Raw genomic sequence first — 17,627 nt, 5'->3', positions numbered from 1 at the left:
GCCCCGTGCGTGCGTCCGCAGGGGGCCGGGACGCACCGAAAGGGGTGGGTCGACGGGGGTTACCCTGGCGGGATGACAGTGGAGGAGGCGCTGGCGGAGCTCGCGGCGCTGGAAGACCCCAAGCAGCGCGCGGCGAACGAGAAGCGCGGCGACGACCACGGCATCAACCTGAGCCGGATGCGCGCTCTCGCGAAGCGCATCAAGACCGACCAGACCCTCGCGCGGGAGCTCTGGGCGACGGGCGAGACGTCCGCCCGGCTGCTGGCCCTGCTCGTGTGCCGCCCGGCCGACTTCACCGCCGACGAGCTCGACACGATGCTGCGCGAGACCCGTCCGCCCAAGGTCAACGACTGGTTCGTCAACTACGTCCTCAAGAAGTCGCCCCTCGCCGAGGAGCTGAGCCGGCGCTGGTTCGACGACGCCGATCCCACCGTCGCCGCCGCCGCGTGGTCGCTCACGACGGTCCGGGTGACGAAGGACGCCGCCGGCCTCGACCTGCCGCACCTGCTCGACCTCATCGAACGCGACCTGCAGCAGGCCCCACCGCGCCTGCAGTGGGCGATGAACGAGACCCTCGCGAACATCGGCATCTTCCATCCGGACCTGCGGGCACGGGCCGTCGACATCGGCGAGCGGCTCCAGGTCCTGGCCGACTACCCCACGGCTCCCGGCTGCACCTCGCCCTTCGCACCCCTCTGGATCGGGGAGATCGTCCGCCGTCGCGAGGGCTGAGTACGCTGAGCGGATGAGCACCCACATCGCCGCGGATCCCGGTCAGATCGCCCCCATCGTGCTGTTCCCCGGCGACCCGCTGCGGGCGAGGTGGATCGCCGAGACCTTCCTCGACGACGCCGAGCTGTACTCCGAGACGCGAGGGATGCTGGGCTTCACCGGCACCTGGGAGGGGCATCGGGTCTCCGTCCAGGGCTCGGGCATGGGGCAGCCGTCGATGGCGATCTACGCGACGGAGCTGTTCACCCAGTACGACGTGCAGACGATCGTCCGGGTGGGGTCGTGCGGCGCGCTGACGGAGAAGCTCGCGGTGCGCGACATCATCATCGCCAACGGCGCGAGCACCGACTCCGGGATCAACCGCGTGCGCTTCCACGGCCTCGACTACGCTCCCCTCGCCGACTTCGCCCTGCTGCGCGCCGCGGTGGAGGCGAGCGAGACGGAGCCCCTGTCGTCCACGGTGCACGTGGGGCCGCTGTTCTCGAGCGATCAGTTCTACAGCACGCGGCCGGAGCTCACCGCGCCCTTCGTGCAGCACGGCATCCTCGGCGTCGAGATGGAGGCGGCGGGCCTCTACACGCTCGCCGCGTTCCACGGACGCCGCGCGCTCGCGATCTGCACGGTCAGCGACCACATCGTCACCGGCGAGGAGACCACGGCCCAGGAGCGCGAGCAGACGTTCGGGGACATGGTGCGCATCGCCCTCCGCGCGGCGACCTCGGTCTGAGACTGGCCTCCTCGTCGAGTAACGTTATACACTTCACAGGTCGCGCGGCGCCGGGGACGACCGCACAGGGCGGTCGCTGCTGCGCGCGACGAAGACGACTGGGGAGAACCATGGCCACGCAAGATCAGCTCAACGCGCTGCTGGCGGACATCGAACGCGACATCAACGGATTCATCGGGGCGTCGATCGTCGACCTCGAATCGGGACTGCCGCTCGCCTCGAGCTCCGTCCGCCCGGACTTCGACCTCGAGGTCGCGAGCGCGTTCAACAGCGAGATCGTGAAGAACAAGAAGCGCACGATCGACGCCCTCGGCATCGAGGGCGAGCTCGAGGACATGCTGCTGACGCTGAACACGCAGCTGCACCTGCTCAAGATGCTCGACGACGACCTGTTCATCTACCTGGCCGCCGATCGCCAGGCCACGAACCTCGCCCTGCTGCGCTCCTCGGTGAACCGCCGGGTCGCCGCCCTCGGCGCGTGATCCATGGGGCCGTGGGGAGCGGCCTCGGGAGAGGACGACAGCGGAAGAGCGGTCCCGCGGAGCGGACGATGAGGCGCCCGCGTCGGCGACGGACCGACCTGCCTCAGCGGTACCGCGTGATCTTCGCCGGTCCGGTGGGCGCGGGCAAGACGACCGCGGTCCGCGCCCTGAGCGATGTCCCACCGGTGGACACCGACGTGCCGATGTCGCTCGCGAGCGGCGACGGGAAGACGACGACGACCGTCGGCCTCGATTACGGGACCTGGCGGCCCACGCCCGAGGTCTCCATCGCGCTCGTCGGCATCCCGGGGCAAGAGCGCTTCGCGTCCGCCCGGCAGCGGGTCTCGATGCCGGGCACTCGGGTGCTGCTCTGGCTGCGCGCGGACCACGACACCCTCGCCGCCGACGCCGAGGAGTGGCTGGACGTGTTCTCCGGAGACGAGCATCGGATCGTGATCGCCGTCAGCCACGCGGCGGGGCACGCGATCGGCGACATCCGCGGCGATCTCGCCCCCGTGCTCGCGCGGCACGGCATCCCCGTCTCCCGCGTCCTCGCGGCCGACGCGCGCGACCGCGACAGCGTGATGCGCGTCGCCGGTGCCGCTCTCGATCTTCCGGAGGAGAAGCCATGACCGGACCCGCCGGGCGGCACGACGCCGCCACGACGCCCGATCCGTCCCGCATGCACCCCGACGTCGCCGGCAACTGGGCGCTGTGGTCGCGGATCGTCGGCCCGTCGGCCCAGACCCGTCTGCAGCAGTTGGAGGAGCGCTTCCCGGAGCTGACGACCGCGGTCCTCGGGACCGCGGACGGCCTCCACATCGCCTCGCTCGGCGTCGACCCCGACGGCGGCGAGCAGCTCGCGGCGATGAACGGCTCCCTGTTCGGGGTCGCGCGGGCCGAGGCCGAGATCATCGCGGGAGGAACGGAGCCGACGCTGTCGGCCATCGTGTCGCTGTCCATCGGCGAGAACCAGATGGCACTGCTGAGCTTCATCCTCGCGCCGTACGGCCAGCTCCTGCTCTCGGTGTCGGCCTCCTCTTCGCAGCTCGGCACCGTGATCGTGCACGCGCGCTCCACGGCGTACGAGCTGCTCACCGCGCTCGGGGTCACGGGATCGGCGACATGACGCAGATGGGATGATCGAAGCACCATGAATCCCACGCCGCGGCTCGAACCCTCTCTCGTTCCCGACGCGGCGGACCCCGATGCGGTCTACCTGGCGTTCGTGGAGTGGGCGGAGTCGACCGGCATCCGCCTGTACCCCGCGCAGGACGAGGCGCTCATCGAACTCGTCTCCGGAGCGAACGTCATCCTGTCCACGCCGACCGGCACCGGGAAGTCGCTCGTCGCGGTCGGCGCCCACTTCGCGGCGATGGTCCGCGGGCACCGGAGCTACTACACGGCACCGATCAAGGCCCTCGTGAGCGAGAAGTTCTTCGCGCTGGCGGAGGTGTTCGGCGCCGAGAACGTGGGGATGGTCACGGGAGACTCCGCCGTGAACGCCGATGCCCCCATCATCTGCTGCACCGCGGAGATCCTCGCCAACCTGGCCCTGCGCCAGGGCGATGCCGCCGACGTCGGCCTCGTCGTCATGGACGAGTTCCACTTCTACGGCGACCCGGACCGCGGGTGGGCCTGGCAGGTGCCGCTCCTCGAACTCCCGCAGGCGCAGTTCGTGCTGATGTCGGCCACCCTCGGCGACGTCACCACCCTCGCCGCCGACCTCACGCGCCGCACCGGACGCGAGACCGCCTCGGTCACGGGGGTCGAGCGCCCGGTCCCCCTGCACTTCTTCTACGAGACGACGCCCATCCACGAGACCATCGACGACCTGCTCAACACCGGGCAGGCACCGATCTACATCGTGCACTTCTCTCAGGCGGCGGCCATGGATCGGGCGCAGGCCCTGTCGAGCACGAAGGTCGCCACGCGCGAGCAGCGCGACGAGATCGCCGCCCTCATCGGCGGCTTCCGCTTCACGACGGCGTTCGGCAAGACGCTCTCGCGCTTCCTCCGGGCCGGCATCGGCGTGCACCACGCGGGCATGCTGCCGAAGTACCGCCGACTCGTGGAGCAGCTCGCCCAGCGCGGTCTCCTCCGGGTCATCTGCGGCACCGACACGCTCGGCGTGGGCATCAACGTCCCCATCCGGACCGTGCTGCTGACCGCGCTGACGAAGTTCGACGGCGCGCGGATGCGGCAGCTCAACGCGCGGGAGTTCCATCAGATCGCGGGCCGGGCCGGACGCGCGGGCTACGACACCGCGGGCACCGTCGTCGCCCAGGCCCCGGAGCACGAGACCGAGAACCTCGCCGCGATCCGCAAGGCCGGCGACGACCCGAAGAAGAAGCGGAAGATCATCCGCAAGAAGGCCCCCGACGGCTTCGTGTCGTGGGGCGAGCCGTCGTTCCGGAAGCTCATCGACGCGACGCCGGAGACGCTGACCTCGCACATGCAGATCACCAGCGCGATGCTGCTCAACGTCATCGCCCGGGGCGGGGATGGGTTCGGGAACGTCCGCCGGCTCGTCTTCGACAACCACGAGCCGCGCACCCGGCAGCGCGCGCTCGCCCTCCGCGCCCTCGCGATCTTCCGCACGCTCCGGGAATCGGGCGTCGTGGAGACCTTCGACACGGGAGTGCCCGGAGCACCGAAGGGCGTCCGGCTCACGGTCGACCTGCAGCCGAACTTCGCGCTCAACCAGCCGCTCTCGCCGTTCGCCCTCGCGGCGTTCGACCTGCTGGACCCTTCGACAAGCTCAGGGACCGAGGCGCGTTCGGGAGACCAGGCGGGCTCGGGGGACCAGGGGGTCGGGACGGGGTCGTACGCGCTGGACATGATCTCGATCGTCGAGGCGACGCTCGACGATCCGCGCGCCGTGCTCAGCCAGCAGGAGTTCCTCGCGCGGGGCGAGGCGGTCGCCGCGATGAAGCGCGAGGGCATCGAGTACGACGAGCGCATGGAGCTCCTCGAGGAGATCACCTACCCGAAGCCCCTGGAGGAGCTCCTCGACGCGGCCTTCGAGACCTTCAGCGCCGCGCAGCCCTGGATCCGGGACTTCGCGCTCCACCCGAAGTCCGTCGTCCGCGACATGTACGAGCGGGCCATGTCGTTCGGCGAGTACGTCGCGTTCTACAAGATCGCCCGCTCCGAGGGCGTCGTGCTGCGGTACCTGTCGGACGCGTATCGCGCCGCCTCCCAGACGATCCCCGAGGAGCGGAAGGACGAGGACCTCCACGACCTCATCGCCTGGCTCGGCGAGCTCGTGCGCCAGATCGACTCCAGCCTGCTCGACGAGTGGAGCGAGCTGACCGCCGGGACCGCCGCCCGCGGCGAGACCGATGAGCCGATCGTCCCGCCCGCACCCAAGCGCCTCACGAGCAACACCCGCGCCTTCCGCACGCTCGTCCGCAACGAGCTCTTCCGGCGGGTGCAGCTCGCCGCCCGGGAGGACGTGGACGCGCTGGCCGAGCTCGACCCGACGTTCGGTGCCGCCGCCTGGTCCGACGCGCTGGACGCGTACTTCGCCGAGCACGACGACATCGGCACCGGACCGGACGCCCGGAGCTCCCGCATGCTGCTGCTCACCGAGGGTCCGACCGCGTGGACGGCGCGGCAGATCATCGACGACCCGGCCGGCGACCATGACTGGGGCATCAGCGCCACCGTCGATCTCGCCGCGTCGGACGAGGCCGGCGAGGCGGTCGTCACCGTGACGGCGGTCGACCGGCTGTGAGCGAGGCGGGCCCCGTCAGGCCTGCATGACGGCGAGCACGTTGCCCGCCGGGTCGCGGAACCACGCGATGTCGGGTCCCTGCCCGTTCCCCCTGACGATGCCGCGGGAGTCCGACGGGAACTCGTCGTCGCCGTAGATCTTGGTCTGCACCCCGCGCTCGTTGAGCTCCTCGACGGCGGCGTCGACGTCCGCCACCGGGAAGTTCAGGATCGTGAAGCTCGCCGGGGTGTGGTTCGGCTTCGCGTAGACGAGGACCGACCCGCCGCGAGGCAGACGCAGGTCGAGGAACCCCATCGCGTTGACCTCGACGTCGAGCCCGAGGGTCGTGCCGTAGAACTCTCTCGCCGCGTCGATGTCGTCGACGCTGAAGCCGCTGAACGCGTTCTCCGCTGTGAAGGCTGCCATGTCCCCAGCATCCGCCTCCGCAGGCGCCCTGTCGACCCCCTCTCACACGGCCGCGCGCACGAGCCGGCCCACGAGGTCGACGTAGTCCACCCCGGCCGCCGCGAACATCCGCGGCACCTGGGAAGCGGCGGTCAGCCCCGGCATCGTGTTGACCTCGTTGAGCACCGGACCCTCGTCCGTGAGGAAGAAGTCCATGCGGGCGACCCCGTCGCACCCCAGGGCGTCGAACATCGCGATCGCGGCGCGTTTGAGCGCCGTCGTGGCGGCCGCATCGAGCTGCGCGGGAACCGTGAACCGGGCCGTGCCGTCATACTTCGTCGCGGTGTCGAAGAGCCCGGGCGCGTGGATCTCCAGGGGCGGGGCGGCCCACCGCACCCCGCCCTTCTCCCGCAGCACGGCGACGTCGATCTCCCGTGCGTGCACGACCTCCTCGACCAGGATCCGCCGGTCGAAGCGCGCCGCCCCCCGCAGCGCCGTGAGCAGATCGCCCTCCTCCGTCACCAGGCTCACGCCGTGGCTCGAGCCGGCCGTGACCGGCTTGACCACGACGGCGCCCTCGAACTCCACGTCGCCGATGTCCTCGGCCGCGACGAGCCGCCCTCGGGCGGTGCGCAGCCCGACCGCCTGGGCCACGAGCTTCGTGGCCCACTTGTCCATGCCGATCGCGCCCGCCCCCAGCGCGGAGCCGACGACCGGCACCCCGGCGAGCGCACACAGCGCTGCGAGGGCGCCGTCCTCCCCCAGCGCACCGTGCACCACGGGGAACACGACGTCGCTCGCCGCGAGCAGCGGCAGGGCCTGCTGCAACGACGACGCCGGACTCACGCCGGGCGGGATGCCGTCGGCCCGCCACACGCCGTCGCGGTCGATCGTCACGGTCGTGACGGCGTGTCCCCCCAACCGCAGCGCCGCGGCGACCGCGGCCGCCGAGGCGAGCGACACCTCGTGCTCGGGATTCTGTCCCCCTCCGATGACCAGGACCTTCATCGTCATGCCACGCTCCTCTTCACCCGCGGGCCGATGCCCGTGACGATGGTGTGCGGGATGGTGCCCGCCCACCGCGCCCACTCCTGCACCGACGGCACCGCGCCGCCGTCCGGCCCGAACACCGTCGCGACCGCTCCTCGGGGGAACGCCCTCCCCCCGGTGTCGACGACGATCTGATCCATCGACACCCGGCCGACGATCGGATGCCGTTCCCCTCCGATCTCCACCCCCGCTCCCGGTGCGATCTCCCGCGGGATGCCGTCGGCGTATCCGACGCCCACCACGCTCAGGTGCGTGGCCACCGCCGTCGTGTGCGTCCCGCCGTAGCCCACGACGGTGCCGGCCGGCACCGCGGCGCTGTGCACCACGGGAGCGGTGAAACGCGAGGCCCCGATCAGCGACACCGTCTCGGACGGGTCGATCCCCACGAGGGCGGCCCCCACGCGCACCATGTCGAAGTGCGTCGCGGGATCGGTCAGGGCGCCCGAGGTCGCCGCGAGATGCACGAGCAGCGCGTTCGCCCGCGGATCCGCGGCGTCGGCGCGGGGGAGGTGCCCCATCACCCCGACGACCTCGATCCGGCCGCGGGCCGCCCGCGCCGTGCGCAGCAGCTCAGCCCAGTCCTCCACGGGGCACCCTCCCCGCGCCATCCCCGTGTCGAGATGCAGATGCACACGCACCGGAGCGGCGGCATCGGCCGCGAGCTGACGCAGCTCCTCGACGGAACCCACGGCCACGTCGACCCCGGCGGCGGCCGCGCGCGGCGCGTCGATGCCCGCGGGGTGCAGCCAGGCGAGGATCGGCACGCGCAGTCCGGCCTCGCGCAGCGCGACCCCCTCGGCGACGTCGGTGACCCCGAGCCACTCGGCCCCCGCGGCCACGGCGGCGGTCGCCACGGCCACCATGCCATGACCGTACGCGTCGGCCTTGACCACGGCCATGACGGGTACCGCGGCGGCCTCCCGCACGCGGCGGAGGTTCTCGGTCACGGCGGCCGGAAGGGTGGAGAGTGTCGGTGCGTGGAGGCGGGACAGGGTCATCCCCTCCGCGAGCAGGGCCGTCATCGCTGCATCCTCGGATCTTCGGTGGGGTCGGCGTACGGTGCGGGGCACCCGTCATCGACGGCCTCCGGTCGCAGCTCGTAGTGCCAGGACTCGTTGCCGTAGGTCTGGCAGAGGCCGTAGCGCCATCCGCGCTGCGTGAGCCAGTCGAGAGTCGGGAGCGGACCGAGGTCGACCGCGTCGCCGGAGACGTGCGCCGAGGTGTCCGCGGTCGCCACCCAGCGGCGCGCCTCCTCTTCCGAGCCGTAGTCGTCGATCGCGTCGCGGAGCAGCTGCTCCTGCAGCGCTGCCGAACGCCATCCGCTGTTCACGAGGAACGTCACCCCGTCGGCCTCCGCATCGGAGGCGGCGCGCTGGAGGGCGTCGAGCAGGGCGGGGTCGAGGTTGCCGACGGCGACCCTGTCGACATCGAACACCGTGGGCTGATCGCCGTCGCGGATCACGCCGTCGGCCTCGCTCGGGGCGAGCACCGATCCGGTCGGCGTGTGCGGCTCGGAATCGGAACCGGTGGTGGCGGGTGTGACGATCGGGGCGGTCTCGGCGAACGCGGCCGACAGCGACTGCTGCACGGCGACGGCGGCGACCACGGCGAGCGCCAGCACGGACGCCGTGGTGGCGATCCGCCGACGGCGCCGGGCACGGACGGCTCGGGGGGTGCGGAGGTCGTTCATGCTTCCAGTGAAGAGAGCCCGCGGTTGCCACGACGTATGGCCTTTTCCATACACCGGCGATATGCCGCACTGCGTAGGATCACTGCCATGCGTGTGCTGATCGTCGAGGACGAGCCCTACCTCGCCGAGGCGGTCCGCGACGGGCTGCGACTGGAGGCGATCGCGGCCGACATCGCCGGCGACGGCGACACCGCGCTCGAGCTGCTGAGCATCAACGCGTACGACATCGCGATCCTCGACCGCGACGTGCCCGGTCCGTCCGGTGACGACATCGCGCGATGGATCGTCGCCTCGGGCAGCGGCATCCCCATCCTCATGCTCACGGCCGCCGACCGCCTCGACGACAAGGCCTCCGGGTTCGAGCTCGGCGCCGACGACTACCTCACCAAGCCGTTCGAGCTGCGGGAGCTGGTGCTGCGGCTGCGCGCCCTCGACCGCCGCCGACAGCGCGCGCGGCCACCGGTGCTGGAGATCGCCGGGCTGCGCCTCGACCCGTTCCGCCGCGAGGTCTACCGCGACGGCCGCTACGTCGCCCTCACCCGCAAGCAGTTCGCCGTGCTGGAGGTGCTCGTCGACGCCGAGGGCGGCGTGGTCAGCGCCGAGGAGCTGCTGGAGCGGGCGTGGGACGAGAACGCCGACCCGTTCACGAACGCCGTCCGCATCACCGTGTCCTCGCTGCGCAAGCGCCTCGGCGAGCCGTGGCTGATCCTCACGGTGCCCGGCGTCGGCTACCGCATCGGGGCCGACGCGGATGCCTAGGCGGCGCGGCCTCAGCGTCCGCCTCAAGCTGACCCTGAGCTACGCGGGCATCGTCGTCGTCTCCGGCCTCCTGCTGCTCGGGGCCGTGGCGCTCTATCTCCTGCGCTACGTGCCGGATGTGCAGATCCCCGTCGTCGAGTTCTTCGTCCCCAACCGCTCGGATCTGATCCGGGCGTTCGTACCCGTCGCCGCGATGGTGATGGTCGCCCTGCTCGCGATCGGTCTCGGCGGCGGCTGGCTGCTCGCCGGACGGATGCTGGCGCCTCTCGACCGCATCGGCGACGCCGCACGGCTCGCGGCGCAGGGCTCCCTGTCGCACCGGATCCGCATGGAGGGCCCGAGCGACGAGTTCCGCGACCTCGCCGACGTCTTCGACACGATGCTCGAGCAGCTCGAGGCGCACGTCGCCGAGCAGCAGCGCTTCGCCGCGAACGCCTCGCACGAGCTGCGGACCCCCTTGGCCATCTCGCAGACCCTCCTCGACGTGGCCCGCACCGATCCCGACCGCGACGTCGACGCCCTGATCGACCGGCTCCACGAGGTGAACACGCGCGCGATCGACCTCACCGAGGCGCTGCTGCTGCTGAGCAGAGCGGATCAGCGCACCTTCCCGCGGACGCTCGTCGACCTGTCGCTCCTGGCAGAGGAATCCGTCGAGGCCCTCCTGCCGCTCGCCGACCGCCGCGGGGTCGAGGTGGAGGTGTCCGGCGTGCCGGCGACCGTGCTCGGCTCCTCCGCCCTGCTGCCGCAGCTCGTCATGAACCTCGTCGCCAACGCGATCGTCCACAACCGCAGCGACGGCGGGGGTTCCGTCGCGGTGCGCACGCATTCCCTGCCGCATGCGGTGGCCCTCGTCGTGGAGAACACCGGTGCGGAGCTGCACGCCTCCCAGGTCGCGACGCTCGTCGAGCCCTTCCAGCGCGGCACCGAGCGCACGCGCGGGCCGGAGCACGCCGGGGTGGGCCTCGGCCTCGCGATCGTGCAGCGCATCACGCAGACCCACGGCGGCACCCTCGTGCTGACGCCCCGCACCGGCGGAGGCCTCATCGTGACGGTCTGGTTCCCGCACCCCTACCCCGGCTGACGGTTTTCGAATCGCCCGTTTGGCCCTGTTTCGGCTCCGGATGGAACCATTCAGGCGATTCGAACGGCCGTCACCAGGGGCTGGGCTCGTAGTCCTTGAGGAAGACGCCGTGGATGTCCTCGCCGGCCTCGCCGCGCACGATGGGGTCGTACACCCGGGCGGCGCCGTCGACCAGGTCGAGCGGGGCGTGGAAGCCCTCCTCCGCGAGGCGCACCTTCGTGTAGTGCGGGCGCTCGTCGGTGATCCAGCCGGTGTCGACGGCGGTCATGAGGATGCCGTCCTTCTCCAACATCTCCCCCGCGCTCGTGCGGGTCAGCATGTTCAGCGCGGCCTTCGCCATGTTGGTGTGCGGGTGGCCCGGGCCCTTGTAACGGCGAGAGAACTGTCCCTCCATGGCGGAGACGTTCACGACGTACTTCCGGCGCGACGACGACGCGGCCATCGACGCCCGCAGCCGGCTGATGAGCAGGAACGGAGCGGTCGTGTTGGCGAGCTGCACCTCGAGCATCTCCAGCGGATCGACCTGATCCACGGACTGCACCCAGGTGTTGACGCGGTTCACGTCCGGCACGAGGCCGCCCGCATCGATCGCCGTGCCGTCCGCGTGCTTCTCGAGCGAGGAGGAGCCGGGGGCCATCGCGAGCCGCGCGAGGTCTTCGGCCGTGAGCGCCTGTCCCCCCTGCTCCGCGACCGTGCCGCCGAGCGCCGCGACCGACAGCAGCGGATGCGCGTCGACCGAGGCCTGCAGCGCCTGCGGGTGCGGGTCGACGGTGTGCCCGAAGGTCTCCATCTCCGGCAGCGGGCCGTCCGGCAGCGGCTGGAGCTCCGCGTCGGCGAGCAGTGAGTACGCCCCCGGTGAGCGGCGGACCGTCTGGGCGGCGTTGTTGATGAGGATGTCGAGCGGGCCCTGCGCGGCGACCGAGTCGGCGAGCCCGATCACCTGGGCGGGGTCGCGGAGGTCGATGCCGACCACGCGCAGCCGGTGCAGCCAGTCGCCCGCGTCCGGGAGAGCCGAGAACCGCCGCACGGCGTCACGCGGGAACCGGGTGGTGATCGTGGTGTGCGCACCGTCGCGGAGGAGGCGCAGCGCGATGTGCATGCCGATCTTCGCGCGGCCGCCGGTGAGCAGCGCGCGCTTTCCGGTGAGGTCGGTGCGGGCGGTGCGCTTGCCGTGGCTGAAGCGGGCGCAGTCCGGGCAGAGCTGGTGGTAGAACGCGTCGACGAGCGTGTACGGCTGCTTGCAGATGTAGCAGTTGCGCGGCTTGAGGAGCTCGCCGGCGATGGGGGCGTCGATCACACGGGACGCGAGGTCGTGCCCGCGCGTCTCGTCGTCGATGCGGTCGGGGGCGCCGGTGGCGGTGCGGGCGACGACGGCCTTGTCCGCCTCGGCGATCGCATCCCGGATCTCCTTGCGCCGCACGCGCTTGACCGCCTTGAACATGGCCGCGGTCGCGTGGCGCACGGCCACGAAGTCGGGGTGCTCGTTGTCGATGGTGTGCAGCTCGGCGAGGACGCGCAGCGTCGTGGCGAGGTCGTCGGGGTCGATGCCGGGGCCCAGGTCGGGGGTGGCGTCGGGCGCGTCGGTCATTAGGCCGATTTTACGCGACCGTCCTGGGGGTCTCCTGCTGGGTTGGGTGCCGGGCGCCTCCCGCGGCGAATCCGCCGACTAGTACGCGCTCGGCCACCACCGACATCGCTCCCACCCTCGTCGCAGAACGGCGGCGGGTCTCCTGCCGTGTCCGCACCCCGGCGTAGGGTCGACGCATGAGCAGCGCAGAATCCTTCCCGCACCCCGGCGTCGTCCCCTCCTACCTGCTCGCCCGACTGGCGGAGTCGGGTCGGTTCCCGAAGGCCGCCGCCGCCGCCCGGCAGACGCTCACCGCGGGGCGCCCGCCGTTCCGCGCCCGCATCGACCTCTCCATCGACGAGAACGGCGACCTCGTCGCGCAGCTCTCGGATGCGCCGAACCGCACGATCAGCGACGCCGGCAACACCCAGCAGCTCCCGGGGGCCGTGGTCCGCACGGAAGACGATGAGCCCGTCGCCGACACCGCCGTCAACGAGGCGTTCGACGGCCTGGGCGCGACATTCGAGATGCTGCTCTCCGCGTTCGGCCGCAACTCGCTCGACGACGCCGGCGCTCCTCTCGACGCGACCGTCCACTACGGCGTCGACTACGACAACGCGTTCTGGGACGGCGAGCGCATGGTGTTCGGCGACGGCGACGGCGAGGTGTTCCAGCACTTCACCGGCTCGCTCACCGTGATCGGGCATGAGCTCGCCCACGGTGTCGTGCAGCACACGGCGAACCTGGAGTATCAGGGCCAGCCGGGCGCACTGAACGAGTCCGTGGCCGACGTGTTCGGCGCCCTCACCGAGCAGTACGCCCTGGGGCAGTCCGCCGACCAGGCGAGCTGGCTCATCGGGGCGGAGATCTTCACGGATGCGGTGGAGGGCTCAGCCCTGCGCTCCATGATCGCGCCGGGCACGGCCTACGACGACGATGAACTCGGGAAAGACCCGCAGCCGGACCACATGAGCGGATTCGTGCGCACCACCGAGGACAACGGGGGCGTGCACATCAACTCCGGCATCCCGAACCGCGCCTTCGCCCTCTTCGCCCTCGACCTCGGCGGCAACGCCTGGGAGCGCGCCGGCACGGTCTGGTACCGGGCACTCACCGGCGGACTGGCGAGCACCGCGACCTTCACCGAGTTCGCCGATGCCACGGTCGCCGCCGCAGCCTCCGTCGATGAGGAGGCGGTCGCCGCCGCTCGACGCGCGTGGACGACCGTGGGAGTCTATGAGGATGACCGAGGACCCGACGCCGCCTGACGCCCCTGTCGTCATCGCCGTCGTGCGCTCGGGAGGTCTCGCCGGCATCCGTCGCCAGTGGCGGGTGGAGGCCGAGCCGCCGGACGCCGAGGAATGGATCGGCCTCATCGACAGCTGCCCCTGGGACGACGACGTCGACACGGAGCCCGGGGCCGACCGGTTCGTCTGGAGCATCCGCGCCCGCACCCCGTCCGAGCGTCGGGAGCGGGAGCTGCCCGACTCCGCCGTGGACGGTCCGTGGCGCACCCTCGTCGACGCCGTGCGGGAGGCCGCGCGCTCGGAGTGACCCGCGGTCGCAGATTCGCACTCCCGTCGCAGGATGCCGCCCGATCCCTGCGACCTCGGTGGGAAACCGCGACCCCGCGCCGCCCGGGGGTGACAATGGAGACATGGGACTCTTCCAGCAGCGACCGGAGGAAGAAGAGAAGCAGTGGGGACTCCCCTCGGAACCTCTCGAGACCTCGGCCGCAGACACGCTCGACGCCGCGCCGGCGCTCGACCCGCTGACCCTCGGCCTCGACACCCCGTCCTCGGTGAGCTCCATCGTGTTCCCCGTCGCCCCGCCCGCCCCCGAGGCCGCGAGCACCGAGAACGCCGACCCCGAGGACTGACACCGCGCGTCGCTGTTTCGCACCCCCGTCGCAGCTTCCGGACCACTCCGTGCGACCGCGGCGCGAAAGTGCGTCCGCGGCCAGCGATACGGTGGACGGATGACCATCACCGCCGCCGCAGACGGCTCCGCCCTGGGCAACCCCGGCCCGAACGGCTGGGCCTGGTACATCGACGACGCGAACTGGGCGGCCGGCGGCTCCCCGCACGGCACGAACAACCAGGGCGAGCTCCGCGCCGTCCTCGAGCTGCTCCGGGCGACGGCCGGCACCGACGAGAAGCTCCTGATCGAGTGCGACAGCCGCTACGTGATCGACTCCGTGACGAAGTGGATGCCCGGCTGGAAGCGCCGCGGGTGGCGGAAGTCCGACGGCGGGCCCGTGCTGAACCGCGACCTCCTCGAGGGGATCGACGAAGCCATGCGCGGTCGGGACGTCGAGTTCTCCTGGGTCAAAGGCCACGCCGGACACCCGCTGAACGAAGCCGCCGACGAGCGCGCGAACGCCGCCGCCAAGGCCTATCAGCAGAAGCAGGAGCCGCGTCGAGGCCCCGGGTTCACCCGCGCGACCGATGCCGGAGCCGCCGTCGCCGCCTCCGCCCCGGTCGCCGCTGCCGCCGCCGAAGCCCCGGCATCCGCCTCGACGACAGCCTCCTCCCGCACCTCGACCCCCGTCGCGGAGGCGGAGTTCGCCGTGCCGCTGTGGGCCGAGACCTCGGACCTCCTCGACGGACTCGACCTCGCGCAGGACGACCCCATCGTGATCCAGCTGCCGCTGTCGCCCGACGAGCACGCGCGTCTCCGGGACCGCGCCGAAGCGCAGGGCATCACCCTCGAAGAAGCGCTCCGCCGCCTGATCTGACGGCGACGGCGAGGCGTACACTCGCACCATGTCGACTCCCCGCACCATCGGCCGGATCTTCCTCGGCGCCTCGCTCGTGTTCGCCGGCGTCTCCCACCTCACGTTCGCCCGCGAGGAATTCCAGGCTCAGGTGCCGGAATCGCTGCCGCTCGATCCCGACACCACGGTGCTCGCGTCCGGCGTCGCCGAGGTCGCGCTCGGCTCCGCTCTCCTCTTCGCCCGACGCCGCCGTCGCACGGTCGGCACCGTCGCCGCGCTCTTCTTCGCCGCGGTCTTCCCGGGCAACGTGGCGCAGTGGATGCATCATCGCGACGGCTTCGGCCTCGACACCGACATGAAGCGCTTCGTGCGTCTGTTCTTCCAGCCGGCGCTCATCGCGCTGGCCCTGTGGTCGACGCGCGCTCCGCGCCGCTGACCCACCCCGCGAGAGCAGGCCTTCGCGCGAGAACAGGCCCCCACCCCCAGCCACGCCTGAACCCGTGCGGCGGCCTGATGCGGCGTCACCCCGGGTCGGCTCCGTAGACTCGGCGGATGGCGGAAAGGACGAGGCGACGGTGAGCAGGCGCACCGTCTTCGGCCTGCTCCGGCTCACCGCCGCCGCCGTCTGCCTCGTCGCGCTGATCCACCGCCTCGCGTGGGGACTCGCGTCGAACACCATCGCGAGCCAGAACTTCTTCGCGTACCTGACGAACCAGTCGAACATCGCCTTCGTCGTCCTCCTCACCGTCGCCGGAGTCCTCGCGCTGAGGAGAGCCCGCGACCCGCGGTGGCTCACGGTGGCGCTCGCCCTCGTGCTCACCTGGACGATCACGGCGGGACTCGTGTTCGCGATCCTCGTCTGGCAGGCCGGAGTCCGGGGGATCCGCATCGACGTGCCGTGGTCGGATCAGGTGCTGCACTTCTGGCTGCCCGCGGTGACCGTCGCGGCCTGGGCCCTGGCCCCGGGGCATCGGGCGGTGCCGTGGCGCGTGATCCCGGTGACCCTCGCCTACCCGGTGCTGTGGGGCGTCGCGACGCTCATCCGCGGACCGTTGATCGGCTGGTACCCGTACTACTTCCTCGACCCGCGGCAGGTGAGCGGTCCCGTCGAGTTCACCGTCTCCTGCGCGATCGCGCTGGCCGTGTTCGCCGCCGTGGCGACCGCGCTCGTGCTCATCAGCCGCCTGCCGGACCCGTGGGACCGCGCTCCTGCCGAGCCTCCTCCCGAGGACCGCGCCCCGGCCGAGGCCGCGCGCGAGCCGGTTCAGGCGTAGAGCGCCAGCGAAGCGAGTGCCGCCTCGACGGCCTCCGCGTCCCCGAGCTCCGCGAAGTCCCGGGCCGCCGCACCGCCCACGATCCCGACGAGCACGTTCTCGCCGGTCGAGGGGCGGAGGTTGATCCACGTAGGGATCGCGATGTCGTCGCCGACCGCGTGCCAGATCGCCTCGTCACCGTCCCAGAACGGCTCGTCCCATCGCAGCCACACCGTCTCGATGGCGCCCATCCCGAGCGCGGAGACGGCGCCGCGGTTGTCGAACGGCAGCGGCGGATCGAACTCGATGGCCTGCTCCTGCAGCACCCCGAGCGGCACCGTCAGCAGCACCCGGTCGAAGGAGAGGGCCTCCCCGGTGCCGAGGCGCACACTCACCCCGGTGTCGTCCCACGCGAGGCGCGTGACCGGCGAGCTGAGCCCCACTTTCACCCCGTCCAGGGTGCTCTCGATGAACGGGGTCAGGTCGTCGCCGACCCCCTGCAGCGCCGCGTCCGGGAGTGGCGGGGCGAACCAGCTCGACAGGTCGACGGCGTCCGCGCCGGTCCGTGCGGCGAGGAGCGCGAGGAGCGCGGCGGTCGCGGGATCCTCCGGGTCGATGCCGGCTGCCACCAGGGCGTCCGCCACCGAGGAGTCCTGCGGGGCGGACTGCGCCGTGGTCACCGCGGCCTCCACCGGCTGCGGATCCACGGGGTCGACATCGCCCTCGGCCGAGCGCCACCGCGCCCCGTCAAGGTCGACGAGGTCCATGTCCCCCTCGTCGATCGTCTCGAGAAGCTCCGCGTCCGCCTCGCCGAACAGCCACGCGCCGAGCTGCACCGGAACCGGCCACTCCTCGTCCGCGCGGGAGAGGATCCGGCCGCCGACGCGGTCGCGCGCTTCGAACACCGTCACCTGCAGGCCGTCCTCCGCGAGCTGCGCAGCGGCGGTCGCTCCGGCGATCCCGGCGCCGATCACGGCCACCCGCTCGCCGTCCTCGGCGGCGACGGTGAGTTCCCGCGCGGCGCGGCGGCCCGACCGCAGGGCTCCCCGGACGGTACCCGGCGCCTCGTCGTCGGTCGCCTCGCCCGCGAAGAAGAGCCGGTCGTCGACGGGCTGCGCGAGCGCCGCACGGGTCGCGGCGAGCACCCCCACGGGAGTGAAGCTCGCGGCGCCCCGGGCGAAGGGGTCGGTGGTCCAGGTGCTGCGGACGCTCCCGCTCGGGGCGGGGACACCGGGCGGCGGCTCCGGTTCGCGCGTGCGGGTGGGGGTCGGCGTCGGTTCCGGCTCCGGGGTGCAGGAGGCGAGAAGCACCGAGACGGCACCGGCTCCGGCGCCGAGGAGCAGGGTACGGCGCGTGATCCTCATCGTGCCGCCACTTTATCCCGCTTTCGCACAGGCAGAAGCGCCGGAACAGGCGGCTCTCCACGAGAACCGCCTGTTCCGGC

General features: G+C 71.9%; 20 protein-coding genes. 14 read left to right on the top strand and 6 right to left on the bottom strand.

Going from position 1 to position 17,627, the window contains the following annotated elements; all coding sequences use genetic code 11:
- The first annotated feature begins 72 nt into the window (after positions 1 to 72).
- From IZR02_RS01620 to IZR02_RS01595, 6 genes are all read left to right on the top strand, one after another.
- The gene (locus tag IZR02_RS01620) at positions 73 to 732 is read left to right on the top strand and encodes a DNA alkylation repair protein (RefSeq protein ID WP_025104034.1); all 660 of its coding nucleotides are present in this window, start codon (positions 73 to 75) and stop codon (positions 730 to 732) included.
- A 13-nt stretch (positions 733 to 745) separates the two neighbouring features.
- Positions 746 to 1,459 carry a purine-nucleoside phosphorylase gene (deoD, locus tag IZR02_RS01615; RefSeq protein WP_025104035.1) on the top strand — a complete coding sequence of 238 codons (714 nt, stop codon included), beginning with the start codon at positions 746 to 748 and terminating at the stop codon, positions 1,457 to 1,459.
- A gap of 110 nt (positions 1,460 to 1,569) precedes the next feature.
- A complete protein-coding gene (locus tag IZR02_RS01610; RefSeq protein WP_025104036.1) occupies positions 1,570 to 1,941 on the top strand; it encodes a hypothetical protein in 372 nt (123 codons plus the stop codon).
- Positions 1,942 to 2,009: 68 nt separating this feature from the next.
- Positions 2,010 to 2,573 carry a GTP-binding protein gene (locus IZR02_RS01605; RefSeq protein ID WP_025104037.1) on the top strand — a complete coding sequence of 188 codons (564 nt, stop codon included), beginning with the start codon at positions 2,010 to 2,012 and terminating at the stop codon, positions 2,571 to 2,573.
- Positions 2,570 to 3,070 (top strand): hypothetical protein, encoded by a 501-nt coding sequence (locus IZR02_RS01600; RefSeq protein ID WP_025104038.1) that lies wholly within the window; start codon positions 2,570 to 2,572, stop codon positions 3,068 to 3,070. The genes IZR02_RS01605 and IZR02_RS01600 overlap by 4 nt, the downstream gene beginning before the upstream one ends.
- Positions 3,071 to 3,094: 24 nt before the next feature.
- Positions 3,095 to 5,680 (top strand): DEAD/DEAH box helicase, encoded by a 2,586-nt coding sequence (locus tag IZR02_RS01595; protein WP_025104039.1) that lies wholly within the window; start codon positions 3,095 to 3,097, stop codon positions 5,678 to 5,680.
- Positions 5,681 to 5,695: 15 nt separating this feature from the next.
- Here the strand turns inward: IZR02_RS01595 and IZR02_RS01590 are convergent, their stop codons facing one another.
- Genes IZR02_RS01590 through IZR02_RS01575 form a run of 4 tightly spaced genes read right to left on the bottom strand, consistent with a single transcriptional unit; the run spans position 5,696 to position 8,804 of the window.
- A complete protein-coding gene (locus IZR02_RS01590) occupies positions 5,696 to 6,085 on the bottom strand; it encodes a VOC family protein (protein WP_025104040.1) in 390 nt (129 codons plus the stop codon).
- Between the two features lie 42 nt (positions 6,086 to 6,127).
- Positions 6,128 to 7,078 carry a D-alanine--D-alanine ligase family protein gene (locus tag IZR02_RS01585; protein WP_025104041.1) on the bottom strand — a complete coding sequence of 317 codons (951 nt, stop codon included), beginning with the start codon at positions 7,076 to 7,078 and terminating at the stop codon, positions 6,128 to 6,130.
- On the bottom strand, positions 7,075 to 8,136 hold the full coding sequence (locus tag IZR02_RS01580) for an alanine racemase (protein WP_217316552.1): 1,062 nt from the start codon (positions 8,134 to 8,136) through the stop codon (positions 7,075 to 7,077). The genes IZR02_RS01585 and IZR02_RS01580 overlap by 4 nt, the downstream gene beginning before the upstream one ends.
- Complete coding sequence (locus IZR02_RS01575) at positions 8,133 to 8,804, bottom strand: M15 family metallopeptidase (protein ID WP_025104043.1); 672 nt, start codon at positions 8,802 to 8,804, stop codon at positions 8,133 to 8,135. The genes IZR02_RS01580 and IZR02_RS01575 overlap by 4 nt, the downstream gene beginning before the upstream one ends.
- An 87-nt stretch (positions 8,805 to 8,891) precedes the next feature.
- Here IZR02_RS01575 and IZR02_RS01570 point away from each other — a divergent pair, with 87 nt between their 5' ends.
- Together IZR02_RS01570 and IZR02_RS01565 are read left to right on the top strand one after the other, a co-directional pair.
- Positions 8,892 to 9,563, top strand: a complete 672-nt coding sequence (locus IZR02_RS01570) for a response regulator transcription factor (RefSeq protein WP_025104044.1) — start codon at positions 8,892 to 8,894, stop codon at positions 9,561 to 9,563.
- Positions 9,556 to 10,647, top strand: coding sequence for a sensor histidine kinase (locus tag IZR02_RS01565; RefSeq protein WP_025104045.1), 1,092 nt, complete (start codon positions 9,556 to 9,558; stop codon positions 10,645 to 10,647). Before IZR02_RS01570 ends, IZR02_RS01565 begins: the two co-directional genes overlap by 8 nt.
- Before the next feature lie 70 nt (positions 10,648 to 10,717).
- On the opposite strand, the gene IZR02_RS01560 is transcribed toward IZR02_RS01565, so the two are convergent.
- Positions 10,718 to 12,235, bottom strand: coding sequence for an SDR family oxidoreductase (locus IZR02_RS01560; RefSeq protein ID WP_062766101.1), 1,518 nt, complete (start codon positions 12,233 to 12,235; stop codon positions 10,718 to 10,720).
- 176 nt (positions 12,236 to 12,411) lie between these two features.
- Here IZR02_RS01560 and IZR02_RS01555 point away from each other — a divergent pair, with 176 nt between their 5' ends.
- The 6 genes from IZR02_RS01555 to IZR02_RS01530 all read left to right on the top strand — a co-directional run bounded on the left by IZR02_RS01555 (position 12,412) and on the right by IZR02_RS01530 (position 16,204).
- On the top strand, positions 12,412 to 13,482 hold the full coding sequence (locus IZR02_RS01555) for a M4 family metallopeptidase (RefSeq protein ID WP_025104047.1): 1,071 nt from the start codon (positions 12,412 to 12,414) through the stop codon (positions 13,480 to 13,482).
- Complete coding sequence (locus IZR02_RS01550) at positions 13,457 to 13,768, top strand: protealysin inhibitor emfourin (protein ID WP_025104048.1); 312 nt, start codon at positions 13,457 to 13,459, stop codon at positions 13,766 to 13,768. The genes IZR02_RS01555 and IZR02_RS01550 overlap by 26 nt, the downstream gene beginning before the upstream one ends.
- A gap of 103 nt (positions 13,769 to 13,871) precedes the next feature.
- Entirely contained in the window at positions 13,872 to 14,093 is a 222-nt protein-coding gene (locus tag IZR02_RS01545; RefSeq protein ID WP_025104049.1) for a hypothetical protein, read from the top strand.
- Positions 14,094 to 14,192: 99 nt separating this feature from the next.
- The gene (locus tag IZR02_RS01540; RefSeq protein WP_025104050.1) at positions 14,193 to 14,951 is read left to right on the top strand and encodes a ribonuclease H family protein; all 759 of its coding nucleotides are present in this window, start codon (positions 14,193 to 14,195) and stop codon (positions 14,949 to 14,951) included.
- A 28-nt stretch (positions 14,952 to 14,979) separates the two neighbouring features.
- Positions 14,980 to 15,366: a DoxX family protein gene (locus tag IZR02_RS01535; protein WP_025104051.1), complete on the top strand. Its 387-nt coding sequence runs from the start codon at positions 14,980 to 14,982 to the stop codon at positions 15,364 to 15,366.
- Between the two features lie 139 nt (positions 15,367 to 15,505).
- On the top strand, positions 15,506 to 16,204 hold the full coding sequence (locus IZR02_RS01530) for a Pr6Pr family membrane protein (RefSeq protein ID WP_029989453.1): 699 nt from the start codon (positions 15,506 to 15,508) through the stop codon (positions 16,202 to 16,204).
- On the opposite strand, the gene IZR02_RS01525 is transcribed toward IZR02_RS01530, so the two are convergent.
- The gene (locus IZR02_RS01525; protein WP_025104053.1) at positions 16,195 to 17,547 is read right to left on the bottom strand and encodes a flavin monoamine oxidase family protein; all 1,353 of its coding nucleotides are present in this window, start codon (positions 17,545 to 17,547) and stop codon (positions 16,195 to 16,197) included. The genes IZR02_RS01530 and IZR02_RS01525 overlap by 10 nt on opposite strands.
- Between the last annotated feature and the right edge of the window lie 80 nt (positions 17,548 to 17,627).

Origin of the sequence: Microbacterium paraoxydans, from assembly GCF_019056515.1 — a bacterium.
Classification (GTDB): domain Bacteria; phylum Actinomycetota; class Actinomycetes; order Actinomycetales; family Microbacteriaceae; genus Microbacterium.
The sequence above is the reverse complement of the archived record's forward strand: the minus strand, read 5'-3'. Positions and strand labels throughout refer to the sequence as shown.

What these genes read in the sequence shown, in the direction of transcription:
- IZR02_RS01580 (WP_217316552.1), bottom strand. Translation starts at nt 8,136, where the DNA reads ATGACGGCCCTGCTCGCGGAGGGGATGACCCTGTCCCGCCTCCACGCA.
- IZR02_RS01595 (WP_025104039.1), top strand. Translation starts at nt 3,095, where the DNA reads ATGAATCCCACGCCGCGGCTCGAACCCTCTCTCGTTCCCGACGCGGCG.
- IZR02_RS01535 (WP_025104051.1), top strand. Translation starts at nt 14,980, where the DNA reads ATGTCGACTCCCCGCACCATCGGCCGGATCTTCCTCGGCGCCTCGCTC.
- IZR02_RS01600 (WP_025104038.1), top strand. Translation starts at nt 2,570, where the DNA reads ATGACCGGACCCGCCGGGCGGCACGACGCCGCCACGACGCCCGATCCG.
- IZR02_RS01590 (WP_025104040.1), bottom strand. Translation starts at nt 6,085, where the DNA reads ATGGCAGCCTTCACAGCGGAGAACGCGTTCAGCGGCTTCAGCGTCGAC.
- deoD (WP_025104035.1), top strand. Translation starts at nt 746, where the DNA reads ATGAGCACCCACATCGCCGCGGATCCCGGTCAGATCGCCCCCATCGTG.
- IZR02_RS01550 (WP_025104048.1), top strand. Translation starts at nt 13,457, where the DNA reads ATGACCGAGGACCCGACGCCGCCTGACGCCCCTGTCGTCATCGCCGTC.
- IZR02_RS01545 (WP_025104049.1), top strand. Translation starts at nt 13,872, where the DNA reads ATGGGACTCTTCCAGCAGCGACCGGAGGAAGAAGAGAAGCAGTGGGGA.
- IZR02_RS01585 (WP_025104041.1), bottom strand. Translation starts at nt 7,078, where the DNA reads ATGACGATGAAGGTCCTGGTCATCGGAGGGGGACAGAATCCCGAGCAC.
- IZR02_RS01575 (WP_025104043.1), bottom strand. Translation starts at nt 8,804, where the DNA reads ATGAACGACCTCCGCACCCCCCGAGCCGTCCGTGCCCGGCGCCGTCGG.
- IZR02_RS01605 (WP_025104037.1), top strand. Translation starts at nt 2,010, where the DNA reads ATGAGGCGCCCGCGTCGGCGACGGACCGACCTGCCTCAGCGGTACCGC.
- IZR02_RS01525 (WP_025104053.1), bottom strand. Translation starts at nt 17,547, where the DNA reads ATGAGGATCACGCGCCGTACCCTGCTCCTCGGCGCCGGAGCCGGTGCC.
- IZR02_RS01565 (WP_025104045.1), top strand. Translation starts at nt 9,556, where the DNA reads ATGCCTAGGCGGCGCGGCCTCAGCGTCCGCCTCAAGCTGACCCTGAGC.
- IZR02_RS01570 (WP_025104044.1), top strand. Translation starts at nt 8,892, where the DNA reads ATGCGTGTGCTGATCGTCGAGGACGAGCCCTACCTCGCCGAGGCGGTC.
- IZR02_RS01610 (WP_025104036.1), top strand. Translation starts at nt 1,570, where the DNA reads ATGGCCACGCAAGATCAGCTCAACGCGCTGCTGGCGGACATCGAACGC.
- IZR02_RS01620 (WP_025104034.1), top strand. Translation starts at nt 73, where the DNA reads ATGACAGTGGAGGAGGCGCTGGCGGAGCTCGCGGCGCTGGAAGACCCC.
- IZR02_RS01555 (WP_025104047.1), top strand. Translation starts at nt 12,412, where the DNA reads ATGAGCAGCGCAGAATCCTTCCCGCACCCCGGCGTCGTCCCCTCCTAC.
- IZR02_RS01540 (WP_025104050.1), top strand. Translation starts at nt 14,193, where the DNA reads ATGACCATCACCGCCGCCGCAGACGGCTCCGCCCTGGGCAACCCCGGC.
- IZR02_RS01560 (WP_062766101.1), bottom strand. Translation starts at nt 12,235, where the DNA reads ATGACCGACGCGCCCGACGCCACCCCCGACCTGGGCCCCGGCATCGAC.